General features: G+C 63.7%; 13 protein-coding genes. 6 read left to right on the plus strand and 7 right to left on the minus strand.

Translation table 11 applies throughout. From position 1 onward, the window contains the following. Positions 1 to 65: 65 nt before the first annotated feature. A complete protein-coding gene (locus DNX69_RS16775) occupies positions 66 to 611 on the minus strand; it encodes a recombinase family protein (RefSeq protein ID WP_110787078.1) in 546 nt (181 codons plus the stop codon). Between the two features lie 247 nt (positions 612 to 858). Here DNX69_RS16775 and DNX69_RS16780 point away from each other — a divergent pair, with 247 nt between their 5' ends. The 4 genes from DNX69_RS16780 to DNX69_RS16795 all read left to right on the plus strand — a co-directional run bounded on the left by DNX69_RS16780 (position 859) and on the right by DNX69_RS16795 (position 3790). After that, positions 859 to 1578, plus strand: coding sequence for a hypothetical protein (locus DNX69_RS16780; protein WP_110787079.1), 720 nt, complete (start codon positions 859 to 861; stop codon positions 1576 to 1578). Positions 1579 to 1653: 75 nt separating this feature from the next. After that, the gene (locus tag DNX69_RS16785) at positions 1654 to 2313 is read left to right on the plus strand and encodes a hypothetical protein (protein WP_110787080.1); all 660 of its coding nucleotides are present in this window, start codon (positions 1654 to 1656) and stop codon (positions 2311 to 2313) included. Between the two features lie 425 nt (positions 2314 to 2738). Next, positions 2739 to 3197 carry a helix-turn-helix domain-containing protein gene (locus DNX69_RS16790; RefSeq protein WP_110787081.1) on the plus strand — a complete coding sequence of 153 codons (459 nt, stop codon included), beginning with the start codon at positions 2739 to 2741 and terminating at the stop codon, positions 3195 to 3197. Between the two features lie 2 nt (positions 3198 to 3199). Continuing rightward, positions 3200 to 3790, plus strand: a complete 591-nt coding sequence (locus DNX69_RS16795) for a PIN domain-containing protein (protein WP_110787082.1) — start codon at positions 3200 to 3202, stop codon at positions 3788 to 3790. An 81-nt stretch (positions 3791 to 3871) separates the two neighbouring features. Here the strand turns inward: DNX69_RS16795 and DNX69_RS16800 are convergent, their stop codons facing one another. Further along, positions 3872 to 6505: a sensor domain-containing protein gene (locus DNX69_RS16800; protein ID WP_234826992.1), complete on the minus strand. Its 2634-nt coding sequence runs from the start codon at positions 6503 to 6505 to the stop codon at positions 3872 to 3874. A gap of 154 nt (positions 6506 to 6659) precedes the next feature. Next, positions 6660 to 7844, minus strand: coding sequence for a methionine gamma-lyase (gene megL / locus DNX69_RS16805; protein ID WP_110787084.1), 1185 nt, complete (start codon positions 7842 to 7844; stop codon positions 6660 to 6662). Positions 7845 to 7953: 109 nt separating this feature from the next. On the opposite strand from megL, the gene DNX69_RS16810 reads away from it, so the two are divergent. Next, the gene (locus tag DNX69_RS16810) at positions 7954 to 8448 is read left to right on the plus strand and encodes an Lrp/AsnC family transcriptional regulator (protein ID WP_110787085.1); all 495 of its coding nucleotides are present in this window, start codon (positions 7954 to 7956) and stop codon (positions 8446 to 8448) included. Here the strand turns inward: DNX69_RS16810 and DNX69_RS16815 are convergent. From DNX69_RS16815 to DNX69_RS16830, 4 genes are all read right to left on the minus strand, one after another. Next, entirely contained in the window at positions 8400 to 9194 is a 795-nt protein-coding gene (locus DNX69_RS16815) for a 50S ribosomal protein L11 methyltransferase (RefSeq protein WP_207803156.1), read from the minus strand. The two genes, DNX69_RS16810 and DNX69_RS16815, sit on opposite strands and share 49 nt — an antisense overlap. Positions 9195 to 9295: 101 nt before the next feature. Continuing rightward, the gene (trxC, locus tag DNX69_RS16820) at positions 9296 to 9733 is read right to left on the minus strand and encodes a thioredoxin TrxC (protein WP_110787086.1); all 438 of its coding nucleotides are present in this window, start codon (positions 9731 to 9733) and stop codon (positions 9296 to 9298) included. A gap of 82 nt (positions 9734 to 9815) precedes the next feature. Then, complete coding sequence (locus DNX69_RS16825; RefSeq protein ID WP_110787087.1) at positions 9816 to 10799, minus strand: zinc-dependent alcohol dehydrogenase family protein; 984 nt, start codon at positions 10797 to 10799, stop codon at positions 9816 to 9818. A gap of 75 nt (positions 10800 to 10874) precedes the next feature. After that, the gene (locus DNX69_RS16830; protein WP_110787667.1) at positions 10875 to 11096 is read right to left on the minus strand and encodes a ChaB family protein; all 222 of its coding nucleotides are present in this window, start codon (positions 11094 to 11096) and stop codon (positions 10875 to 10877) included. A 229-nt stretch (positions 11097 to 11325) separates the two neighbouring features. Here DNX69_RS16830 and DNX69_RS16835 point away from each other — a divergent pair, with 229 nt between their 5' ends. Next, the gene (locus DNX69_RS16835) at positions 11326 to 12048 is read left to right on the plus strand and encodes a protein-L-isoaspartate(D-aspartate) O-methyltransferase (RefSeq protein WP_110787668.1); all 723 of its coding nucleotides are present in this window, start codon (positions 11326 to 11328) and stop codon (positions 12046 to 12048) included. Positions 12049 to 12051: the final 3 nt, after the last annotated feature.

Raw genomic sequence — 12051 nt, forward strand, 5'->3', positions numbered from 1 at the left:
AAGATGCATTGCAAAAACACTGATCGACGCGGTTGATCAAGCTTAGCTGCCGGTCACGCCTGTCTTCAACCCGCCTCCAATGCCCTGTAGACCGACGCCCGGCCGATGTTCAGCGCCTTGGCGATGGCTGACGGCCCCATGCCCTCGGCTTTCAGCGCCTTGATCTTGGCCGCGTCGATGCTCGGCTTGCGCCCCTTGTAGACGCCTCGGGCCTTGGCATCGGCGATCCCCTCCAGTTGACGCTCCTTCCGCAAGTTCGTCTCGAACTCGGCGAACACGCCCAGCATATCGAAGAACGCCTTGCCCGCTGCGGTGCTGGTGTCGATCGGTTGCTCGGTGGCCTTGAGGCTCGCGCCCTTGGCCCTGACGGCGCGAGCGATGTCTTGCAGATCGCCGATACTGCGGGCTAAGCGGTCGATCCGCGTCACCATGAGCACGTCGCCGTCGCGAAGGAAGTCCAACACGGTCTGTAGCTCAGCCCGGCCGGTAGTCGTGGTCCCGGACCTCTTCTCCGATCGGATCAGGTCGCAGCCCGCAGCGCGTAGCGCGGCTTCCTGTAGGGAGAGGTTCTGGTCGGTGGTGCTGACGCGGGCATAGCCGATGACGGTCATGGGACGGTGCCTCAGTGTCTCATTAGGTTCTAGACCCAAGAACCATGACGTCTCGGAACCTGCAAGTCAACCCTATTGAGACAGAAAATCCGTCTCAGCGCGACGTCTCGTATCGGTGTAGCCGAATGATGCAAGAAGGAAGGGACTGCAGCACAACTAAAAGGTGCCGGCAGGGATAAGCACCTAGCGAATCAGTTCCTCACCCCTAAGATACTCCCCGGAGGATTTTGCTCCGAGGGTTGCCCTGATGATTGCTGAAGAAGATTTCGCCGCAGCTGCGGATTGTCCGCCGGAGATGGCATTCGTTCGACTTGAGCGTAAGTTCCGAGAAATTTTGGAGCGCAATTTGAACGAAACGGATAGCGGAGGAGCCGCTACCCACCTTGTGATCGAGTATATGAACCACACCTTGGCCGCCGCAGAGGCGCTTCGGTTAGATTTCTTGGATTTCTATGCGGTACCGGATGAGAACCAGAGCGACGTCTGGTCGGACTACAGGCGATTTCGGCAAGCAGTTGATGCCTTCGCTGTTCGAATTCAAATAAGCCACCTACGAGTAGGACCGGCTTATGCTTTGCCACTTGACCAGAACGAGAAGACGCACTTACGCGCTTACGTAACGCGTATCAAGGAGATCATCGACCAGTCATCACTGGTCACAGCCAAGAAAGAGCGACTGTTCGACAAGCTGAATGCGTTCCTAAAGGAGTTGGATCGAGACCGGACAGCCCTTCAAAAATTCAACGACGTCATCTTGTCTCTCGCCAATACTGGTGGCGAGGCGGCTGAAGGGTTAGAGCCCGCTTGGAAGTGGGCCAAGCTCGCGGCAGCAGTTCTCGGTGTCCGCCAAGAGACGGAGCAGACCAAACAATTACCGCCGCCCAAAAAAGCCGAGGCAAAGCGACAACTACCGCCACCAACCAAAAAGAACTCTCACGTTGACATCGACGACGACATTCCGTTCTAGAGCTGCGTCACTCGAAGGTGGTTACCTGCGGCCCGCACCTCCCTAGGAAGCGACACTGCATTCCCAGAGGCCCGTATGGTCGATATTTTTGGATTCTGGAAGAACATCGACAGATCAGCGACCATCCACCCTGCTGATAAACCAATCTTCGACCGTTTGAAGAATGCTCACGGGTTTGACCTTCGTTGTCTGCCCCTTAATTTTGCAGGCAGGCTCCGCGATGCGCCGGTCGTGCTCCTTTACCTGTCGCCCGGCTTCGCGCAGTTCGACCTCAAGATTGCCAGAAGCAAGGAAGGCCAGGAGCACCTTGCTTGTCAGCGGACCGGCCGCGCTGGTCTCGTCGACATCAACCCGGCTGCTGCTAGATGGCGGGCTGAGCGCCTTGGCTGGCTAGGCGATCCCGAGCAACTGCAGAAGAAGGTCGCCATTGCCAACATCGGTGCCTATCATTCTCGGACCTTTGTTGATCATCACGTTTTGGCTGCGCTTCCGTCCAGCCGCGCAATGCTGGACTGGGCTCAAGGAACTCTGTTCCCACAAGCCGAGCGCGGTGACCGTATGGTCGTTTGCATGAGGGCGGCCAACTTCTGGGGCCTTGAGCCGGGTCAGCGATACGGCAAGGCCCTCTATGCTCCCCTAACGACGCGTGGGGGTCACATGATACGGGGAGAACTCCGGAACGAGATTGAGCGGAGGGCCCGTCATTACCTAGATGGCTCGCACCGCAAATCCTAGCGTTTTTGCATCTGCGAACGTAACTGAGCCAACGCCTCCCCTAGGGAGCGCCATTTCCGAAGACCTTGATTTGGAGGGGTTTTCGGGGGGTCGTGGTACCGATTTCACGATTTGCAGACCGTCGTCGTCCCGACGTCTTCTCGATGGCGTCCGAAGCTCCAACAGGCTCAGCTAAGACGCTTTTTGCAGCAGCGCGACGTGGTGCTGCTGCGTAGGCTCCGGCAGGTCTCATCATCGTTAATAGATCTTCTGCACGGCCCGCCCTGCCGCCGCTAGTGGTGGGTGAGCGGTGCAAGATCTGCTCCTTCGGCCGAGGGCTATCGACCACACGCTCGATTTGGAACCGGGCCCTGTTTCGGCTGTTTTGATTATTGCGAATATTGCGAATATTTCGTAGGGGGAGCTTGTAGAAGGGAGAACTCGCGATGACGTTACCGGCATTTTCGGAGGGACTTGGCGGGCGTTTGCCATCCGCGAGCGAAAAGGCGGCCGCGAACCACTTGCGCCGAATCTTGGCGATGCACGCGGCTGGGGATACGAAGCTGAGCGTCCTCGACGAAGAGACAAAGCTACCAACAGAGATCACACTGAGCCCTGCGCTATCGAACCTGCTGATGGAGCTGCTGCGCCATGTCGGGCGTGGCGATGCAGTGACGTTAGTCCCCGTCAGCCAGATGCTGACAACGCAGCAGGCCGCCGACATCCTAAATGTCTCGCGTCCTTTCCTCATTTCACTTCTCGAAAAGGGAGAGATCGAGCATTCGCTGGTTGGACGGCATCGACGCATTAAGGCCGACCGCCTTTTTGCGTACAAAGAACAGCGCGATAAAAAGCGCGGGAATGCCCTCAGCGGTCTAGCCGAGCTCGACGGCGAGAACCTGTAGCCTTGTTCGCCAACCGCTACACCGCGTTTATCGACGCATGCTCGCTCGCTGGAGCGCTTAAGCGTAATCTCTTACTGACATTGGCGGAGGGCGAATTCTTTCGCCTCCGCTGGTCGTCCCGGGTCCTCAACGAGACCGAAAAGGCCATCTCGAAAATCCTCCTAAACAAAGGCGTTACTGATGCTGCGGATCGCGCTGCACGGGCCCGGGGATTTATGGAGGAGGCGTTCGAAGAGGCCTGCGTCCATGACTACGACGACTTCCTTTACGCGTGCAAAAGTTTGCCCGATGCCAACGATGCCCATGTGTTGGCGGCAGCTCTGAAGACACAAGCCGCAACGATCGTTACTGACAATCTCAAGGATTTCCCCGAGACAATTCTCACTCCGCTCAATATCGAAGCTCGGTCGACTGACGCATTTATCGCAGATACCATCTCCCTGGATTTAGGGAGGGCAGTCGCCGTCATTCGTAATATGCGTCTCAGGTTGAAAAGGCCGGAAAAGACGCCCCAAATTCTTCTGCTCGACATGGAGGCCGAAGGATTAACGGAAACCGTTGACGTCCTGCGGGCTCACGTTCGATCCCTGTAGTTTGGTCCTTACGTTCACCCACGGGCGCCGAGCAAGCCCCCCTTCAGATCGTCATCGCCCTCCGGATTACCAAGAGCCGGATTAGTCCGTCGAAAGATCCGCGAACTCAGCACGGTTCGTCGATCGGATGAGCGCGGCTTCCTGTTCGATCTCAGCCGCCACCTCCACCGCCTGATCCGCCCCGACCGGCCGTGAGAACGCGAAGCCCTGCACGAAATCGCAGTCGAACGCGGTGAGCAGATCCACCTCTTCGGCCAGTTCGGCGCCTTCGGCGACGACGCTCATGCCGAGGCCGTGCGACAGCGCGATGATGCCGCCGAGCAGTTTGCGTTTCTCCGGCACGGTGGCGATGCCGCTCACGAATGACCGGTCGATCTTCAGGCAGTTGAACGGCAGGCGCGTCAGATAGCCGAGCGACGAATAGCCGGAGCCGAAATCGTCGAGCGCCAGCCCAATGCCCAGCTTCGACAGCGCCGCGAGCGTCGTGCTGACCCTCTGTTTGGTATGATCGACGAACAGACTTTCGGTCAGCTCCAGCCACAGCAGTTCCGCAGGCAGGCCGGTCTCGGCGAGCACCGCGGCGACGACCTTCTCGAAATCGCCGGTCCAAATTTGCGCCGGAGAGACGTTCACCGAAATCGATCGGGCGGGCAATCCGGCGTCGAGCCAGGCGCGCATCTGCTTGCAGGCGTCGCGTAGCACCCAATGGCCGAGATCGACGATCAGGCCGGTGCTTTCCGCGATCGGAATGAACTCCGCCGGCGAGATCGGTCCGCGCTCGGGATGGCTCCACCGTAGCAGCGCCTCGAAACCAACGACTCGGCCGGTCTTGAGATCGATCTGCGGCTGATAGTGCGTGGTAAGGCCGCCGCTCTCGACGGCGTGGCGCAGACGCCGGCCGAGGTCGAGCTTCTGATCGACCGCCTCGGCGTAGGCCGGTTCGAACAGCTGCGCGCGGCCGCGTCCGGCCTCTTTGGCCATATAGAGCGCAAGGTCGGCATTGCGCGAGGCCTTCTCGGCGGTTGCGCCATGCTGCGGCAGGAGCGCGATGCCGATGGTGGCGCCGATGCAGGCCTCGCCTTCGGCAAGCTCGACCGGGACCGACAGTTTCGCGATCAATCGATCAGCAAGAGCGATCGGCGCTTCGGCAGTCGTGCCGGAGCCGCTCATCAGCACCGCGAATTCGTCGCCGCCGATCCGGGCGATGAAAGCCTGAGGATCCAGCTCCCGTCTCAGCACGCCAGCAACATGGATCAGCAGACTGTCGCCGGTGGAATGGCCGAGCGAATCGTTGACCTCCTTGAAGCGATCAAGGTCGATCAGATACAGCGCGCTGTGTCCGTCTTCCGGGATGGGGGCCTCGAAGAGATCGGCGAGTCTGCGCTTGAACAGCGCGCGATTGGCGAGCCCGGTCAAAGGATCGGTATAGGCGAGCTGCTCGAGCCGGCGCTCGGCCTCTTTGCGCTCGGTCACGTCCTGGGCGGTGCCGATCAGGCCGATGATCTGCCCGTTCGCGATCTCGGCCTTGCAGATGATGGCCAGATCGCGCGGCGCGCCGTCGGCGTGCGCCACTCGGATGTCGGTGGCTTCGGTGTTGCCGCTGCGAAGGACACGGGCCTGAAGTTTCAGAAGACGCCGAGCATCATCGTCCAGAAAATAGGACGTCGTGTTTTCATAGGTCGGCGGGAACGCGTCGGCCTCTAGTCCCAGCAGGTGATAGAGTTCGGGAGACCATATGGTTCGGCCGACGTCCAGCCGGTGATGCCAGGTTCCGATCTTGCCGAGCCGATGCGCCTCTTCCAGCGCTCCGGTGCGCTGATCGAGCAAGGCGCGCGCGACTTCGAGTTGGGTGATGTCCCGCGCCGTGCCGCGATAACCCAGGAATGTCCCGTCATCGGCAAAGATCGGCTTGCCGCTTGTGGAGATGCTGACCCGCGAGCCGTCATGCCCGATCGAGGTGTAGACGAACTCGCGGAAAGGGCGATGGGCTTCCATGTCGGCCCTGTGCAGCGCCATGGAGCCTTCATCGCCGGGCGCGCAAGCCAACTCCCACCGGGGCTTCCCTCCGGACGCGACGGTCTGCAGGGCCACATTGCCTTCGACTGATTTCGGATGGGGAAGCAGCCGATGGTCGGGGTCGCTTTCCCAGCACCAGTCCGACGCGGTGCTGACGAAATCCGCGAGCCGCTGTTCGCTCTCGGCGAGTTGCCGGAGGGCAGACGTCTCCGGAGTCGCATCCCGGACAATGCCGAAGACGCGCTGGACCTGGCCGCTGGAGTCGAACTCCGGCTCGCCATGCACGACGCAATCAAACTGACTGCCGTCGGGCTTGAGGAGCTTCGTCTCGACCGCAAATGGGCGGCCTTCCGTCCAGCACGCCACATAATGCACCTGCAAGACGTCGCGGCTTTCGGCGAGGTCGCGTTCGCGCAACGGGGCGATCGGAATGGACTCAGTGACCGTCTGGAAGTCGTAGAGCGCAGCGAACTCGGGCGACATCCAGAAGTCGGTCGCGGCGGAGTCGTAAGACTCCCAATATGCGATGCGCGCCATCTTCATCGCGCGACGCAGCGACCACTCCTGATGCCACCCCCGCGGTTCTCGTGGGTAGCGCTGCCGCAGTGACGCTCCCCGAAGAGCCATCTTTCCCCACCGAAGACCAACGCGCACTATGATACAGTCGTAACATGACGCGGCTGGGTAGCAGAGCGGCAAGTGTCAATACGAGGAGAGCGCTCACCATCGTGGTATAAATTGCGTGAACCTGGGCGGGAACCGTTTGAAGCCTCGCCGTGCAGATCAAAATTGCACATTCAGGCTGGGTTTGATTGAGCCCCGCTTCTGTCGATCACGTCGGCAGTCGCGTACTTCACAGTGCCCCCAGCAGATCGTCCCGCAAATCCTCATAATCCTCCAGCCCCACCGAGATCCGGATCAGTCCGTCGGTAAATCCGTGTCGGGCGCGTTCGGCCGGATCGTAGGTCGCATGGGTCATGCTGGCAGGATGTTGGATCAGTGTCTCGGCGTCGCCGAGGCTGACGGCGCGGGTGGCTAGCTTCACCCGGTCCATGAAGCCGCGGCCGGCGTCCAGTCCGCCTTTCAGTTCGAGCGCGATCATGCCGCCCATTGCGCGCATCTGCTGCTGTGCGAGCTTGCGCTGCGGATGGCTGCCGAGGCCCGGATAGTACACCGCGGCGACCGCGGGATGCGCTTCGAGGTCGTGCGCGAGCTTTGCGGCCGTGGCGCTGTGGCGGTCCATCCGCAAATTCAGCGTCTTCAGGCCACGCAGGATCAGGAAGGCGTCGAACGCGGAGATGCAGGCGCCGTTCAGCTCCTTGACGCCGACGAAGCGGAGCTGGTCGATGATTTCTTTGGATCCCACGACCGCGCCGGCGAGCAGGTCGCCGTGGCCGCCGAGATATTTGGTGGCCGAATGGGTGACGAGATCGGCGCCGAGATCGAGCGGGCGCTGCAGATACGGCGTGCAATAGGTGTTGTCGACGACCAGGCGGATGCCGGCGCGCCGGCACACCTCCGCGCAGGCTGCGATGTCGACCAGCCGCATGTTCGGATTGGTCGGGGTCTCGGTGAACACCAGCCTGGTATTGGCCGCGAGCGCCGCCTGCAGATTGGCCGGGTCGGTGAGGTCGGCGAAGGTCACCTGGATGCCGAACCGCGGCAAGTGATGTTCGAACAGCCCGAAGGTGCAGCCGTACAGCATCTGGTCGGCGACGATGTGGTCGCCGGCCTGCAGCAGCGTCCAGATCAGCGCGGTGAGCGCGCCGACGCCGGACGAGGTCGCGAGCGCCGCTTCGCCGCCCTCCAGCGCCGCGAGCCGGCTCTCCAGCACCGCGACGGTCGGGTTGCCGACGCGGCTGTAGATGAAGCCTTCGGCCTCGCCGGCAAACCGCGCCGCACCCTCAGCGGTGCTGGCGAAGGCGTAGGTCGAGGTCAGGAACAGCGGCGGGTTCAGGGCACCGTGATGCGCCAGCGGGTCGTAGCCGTGGTGGATCGCGGTGGTGGCAAAGCCGGGCGAGCGGGCGGATTCTGTCATGAGCGGGCTCCTTCGCGCTCAGTATGCTCCGAAACCCGCCGCCGAACTTGCCAATCATGCCACTCTAGGCGTAGCAAATGGCAATCTTCGTCACTTTGCCGCGCAGCATATGCAGAATTCTGCCAAGATCGCCTTGGACGCGATCGACCTCAAGATCCTCGCCGAGCTGCAGGCCGACGCCCGGATCCCCAATATCGTGCTGGCCGAAAAGGTCGGGCTGTCGCCGTCGCCGTGCTCGCGGCGGGTCAAGCTGTTGGAGCAGGCCGGCGTGCTGGCGAGCTACCGGGCGCTGGTCGACCGCGCCGCGGTCGGGCTGGCGGTGACGGCGTTCGCGTTCATCCGGGTCGAGCGGCATTCCCGCGACAATGCCGAGAGCTTCATCGCCGCGGTGCAGACCATGCCGGAGGTGGTCGCCTGCCATCTGGTGTCCGGCGACAGTGATTTCCTGCTCGAAGTGGTGGTGCCTGATATCGCCAGCTACGAGGCCAGCGTGCTGCGCGGCCTGTTGGCCCTGCCGACGGTGCGGGATATCCGCACCTCGTTCGCGATGCGGAGCTACAAGCTGAGTGGCCCGCTGCCGCTGCCGGCGGTTTCCAACGGCTGACGATCAGCACCGCCGCGCTCCGATACATTTGCCTGCAGACGAAAGATCACGAAACTCTCGATCAGGATCGATTTCTCCGCGACCTGCTGCCACGAGAATCCGGCCTCCTGCGCCCAGGCTTTGAGCAGCGCAATGTTGGTGTCGGAGGACAGCAGCAACAGCATCTCGCCGCCAGTCGCCAGGTGCCGGCGCGCCGAGCCGAACAGGTTGCGAAGATGGCAGTAGCCGGGGCCGGCGACCCAGGCGTGGTCGGCAATGTCCACCGGCTCACCGGCGAATGACGGCGGGCTCGAGATAATCAGATCGAATCTTTCCTCCGCAGCTACGGCCGAGAACAGGTTGGACAGCCGTGCATCGATCCGATCAGCGACGCCGTTGGTGGCGGCGTTGATCCGGGCCGCGTGCACCGCGTTGGGATTGATGTCGAGCGCCACCACCCGCTCGGCGCCGGCCAATGCGGCGGAGAGCGCCAGGATGCCCGAGCCGGTGCCGACCTCGACGGCGCATTTGCCGCGCAGGTCGAGCCGCCGCAGATGCGCGGCAAACATCCCGCTGGTGACGAATACGCCGGGATGAAACACCGAGGGTGGCACATCGAGCACCACGTCGCCGACACGGGTCCGCCGGGTCCGCTTGCTGGACAGGATGAAGGTGTGTGACGCCCAATGGACGAATTTGCGGAACAGTGTGCGAGGCAGCGAGTATCTGTCGGTCGTGGCGGGGCCACGCAGCGCTGAATCCGTCAATGTCTCCCCCCAGCTTTGAGCTTGGTCCGGCGACAACGACGCCAACACGCCATCGTTCCTATGTGCGGAAGGGGACGATTTGTAAGGGGCAGCCCCGCGGCTCAGCCCGGCAGCTGCTGTCGGACCCAGCGCACGATCGCTTGCGCCGGCATCGCCCCGGAGGTGCGGGCGCGCTCGCGGCCGTTGTCGAACAGGATCATGGTCGGGATACCTTGGATGCCGAGCCGGGCGGCGATCTGCTGCTCGTTGTCGGAGTTGAGCTTGATCAGCCGAACTTGCGGCTCCAGCTCGCGCGCGGCCTGCTCATAGGCCGGCACCATCGCCCGGCACGGGCCGCACCACGGCGCCCAGACGTCGACCAACACAGGTACGCTGCTACGCGATACCTGTTTGTCGAACAGATCGCCGCCGACATCGGCCGGATGGCCTTCGAACAGTTTGGCGCCGCACTTGCCGCATTTGCTCTCCAGCGCCGGGCGCTGCTCCGGCAGCCGGTTGACGCCGCCGCAATGCGTGCACACCACCAGATGATCGGACATGATCGGAGCCTCCTCGATTCGTCATCTAGGCGTTCGGTTCGCCATTGCGAGGAGGCGAAGCCGATGACGGGGCGAAGCGTTGCTACGGCACCAGCACCGCCGCACCGAGCAGTTCGCCGGCGCGGAGCTTGGTCAGAACCGCGTTGGCCTCATGCAGCGGAAACGCGTGGGTCTCGGTCCTGATCCCGGCCCGCGCCGCGACGGCGAGAAAATCGACGCCGTCCTGCCGGGTCAGATTGGCGACCGAGACGAGCTGGCGTTCCTCCCACAGCAGATCGTAGGGAAAGCTCGGGATGTCGCTCATATGAATGCCGGCGCAGACCACGCGGCCGCCTTTGCGCACCGCCTTCAACGCGGCCGGCACCAGGCTGCCGACCGGCGCGTAGATGATCGCGGCGTCCAGCGGCTCGGGCGGCAGCTCTTCCGACGCGCCGGCCCATACCGCCCCGAGGCTGCGGGCGAACTCCTGCGCGGCAGCATCGCCGCCCCGGGTAAAGGCGTACACCTCTCGTCCCTGCCAGCGCGCCACCTGTGCAACGATGTGCCCCGCGGCGCCGAAGCCGTAGATGCCGAGCCGCTCCGCCTCGCCGGCGATCACCAGCGAGCGCCAGCCGATCAATCCGGCGCACAGCAGCGGCGCGATCGCGACGTCATCACCGCTCTCGCCGAGCGGAAATGCGTAGCGTGCGTCGGCGACGGCGTGGGTCGCGAAGCCGCCGTCGCGGGTGCAGCCGGTGAACAGCGGCGAATCGCACAGGTTTTCCATGCCGCTGCGGCAGTAGCGGCAGACGCCGCAGGTGTAGCCGAGCCACGGAATGCCGACCCGGTCGCCGATGCGGTGGGTGACGACGCCGGCGCCGACCGCCGCGACCCGGCCGACGATCTCGTGGCCGGGGATGATCGGATAGCGGATGTTGGGCAGCTCGCCGTCGACGACATGCAGATCGGTGCGGCAGACGCCGCAGGCGCTCACCGTCACCAGCACTTCGCCGTCGCCCGGGTGCGGGGTGTCGCGCCGCTGCCATTGCAGCGACGTGCCCGGCGCCGTCAGCACCATCGCATCCATCGCGGGCCTCCCGGATCGGAGATCGGATACGTTCAATTATATTGCGCTGGCGCGGATCGATCAAAGCGGAGCCGGTCAACTGCGCTCGCGCGCCACCCAGTTTTCGCCCTGCTTGCGGTACAGCTTCTTCACCGCCGCCCAGGCGACGCGATGCGCAGTGGCTTCCTGCTCCTCCGGGCCGCGGTCCTGGTATTCGGCGAAGGCGTTGTTGAAAGCCGCGACGTAGATCTCCTGCGCGTGCAGCGGCAGCCGCACTTGCAGCCCCGGCGGAAGATCGTCGGTGGAAGCATAAGGCACGCGCACCCTCCCCTGTCGCGCTGGTTCGCCGAGGGGCCGGCCGTCAGGAATTCCTGAGCCAGTCCTGCGCGGCGCGGCACGACCTTCGGTGACGCTCGCACCCGATTGCGGCGAGCTCGCGTCGCGACCCTGGGGTTGACGCCGGTCAATCAGCGGTCCGACCGCCGCTCCTAGACTGCGGCCAGCCCCGCCGATCAGGCCTGGCCAATAGCGCGCATAGGAGATGGCGATGACGTCTCCAGCCTCCGATCCGCCGCCTCTGAGCGGTCGCTCGTTCGCGGTGCTGCGCGAGCTGATGGTCGAGCGCCAGATCGTTGCGCGCGGAATCCGCGATCCTCTGGTGCTCGCGGCGATGCGGAAAGTGCCGCGCGAAGTCTTCCTGCCCGAATCGAAGCGTGATCTGGCGTACGAGGACGCGCCGGTGCCGATCGCCGCCGAGCAGACGATGTCGCAGCCCTACATCGTGGCGCTGATGGCCGAGGCGCTGCTGCTGCAGGGCGGCGACAATGTGCTCGAGGTCGGCGCCGGCTCCGGCTACGCCGCCGCGGTGCTGGGCGAGATTGCCGGGCATGTCACGACGGTCGAGCGCATCGCCGCCCTGGCGGACGCCGCCGCGGCGAAGCTCGCCGAGCTCGGCTACCGCAACATCGACCTGCAGCAGGGCGACGGCACCCGCGGCTGGCCGCAGGCCGCTCCCTATGATGCGATCGTGGTCGCCGCGGCCGGACCGCAGGTGCCGGAGTCGTTGAAGGCGCAGCTCAAGATCGGTGGACGGCTGGTGATGCCGGTCGGCGCCGATCAGCACGCCCAGGAGCTGGTGCGGCTGACGCGGCTCGGCCCAGCCGATTTCACGCGCGAGCACCTCGACGACGTCCGCTTCGTGCCGCTGCTCGGTGCCGAAGGCTGGCCGTCGCCGGAGCCGGCCGGCAGATCGGCGCGCGACGGGCGATGATCG

The sequence above is a fragment of the Rhodopseudomonas palustris genome (assembly GCF_003226555.1).
Taxonomy (GTDB): domain Bacteria; phylum Pseudomonadota; class Alphaproteobacteria; order Rhizobiales; family Xanthobacteraceae; genus Rhodopseudomonas; species Rhodopseudomonas palustris_I.

What these genes read in the sequence shown, in the direction of transcription:
- DNX69_RS16775 (WP_110787078.1), bottom strand. Translation starts at nt 611, where the DNA reads ATGACCGTCATCGGCTATGCCCGCGTCAGCACCACCGACCAGAACCTC.
- DNX69_RS16780 (WP_110787079.1), top strand. Translation starts at nt 859, where the DNA reads ATGATTGCTGAAGAAGATTTCGCCGCAGCTGCGGATTGTCCGCCGGAG.
- DNX69_RS16785 (WP_110787080.1), top strand. Translation starts at nt 1,654, where the DNA reads ATGGTCGATATTTTTGGATTCTGGAAGAACATCGACAGATCAGCGACC.
- DNX69_RS16790 (WP_110787081.1), top strand. Translation starts at nt 2,739, where the DNA reads ATGACGTTACCGGCATTTTCGGAGGGACTTGGCGGGCGTTTGCCATCC.
- megL (WP_110787084.1), bottom strand. Translation starts at nt 7,844, where the DNA reads ATGACAGAATCCGCCCGCTCGCCCGGCTTTGCCACCACCGCGATCCAC.
- DNX69_RS16810 (WP_110787085.1), top strand. Translation starts at nt 7,954, where the DNA reads ATGCAGAATTCTGCCAAGATCGCCTTGGACGCGATCGACCTCAAGATC.
- trxC (WP_110787086.1), bottom strand. Translation starts at nt 9,733, where the DNA reads ATGTCCGATCATCTGGTGGTGTGCACGCATTGCGGCGGCGTCAACCGG.
- DNX69_RS16825 (WP_110787087.1), bottom strand. Translation starts at nt 10,799, where the DNA reads ATGGATGCGATGGTGCTGACGGCGCCGGGCACGTCGCTGCAATGGCAG.
- DNX69_RS16835 (WP_110787668.1), top strand. Translation starts at nt 11,326, where the DNA reads ATGACGTCTCCAGCCTCCGATCCGCCGCCTCTGAGCGGTCGCTCGTTC.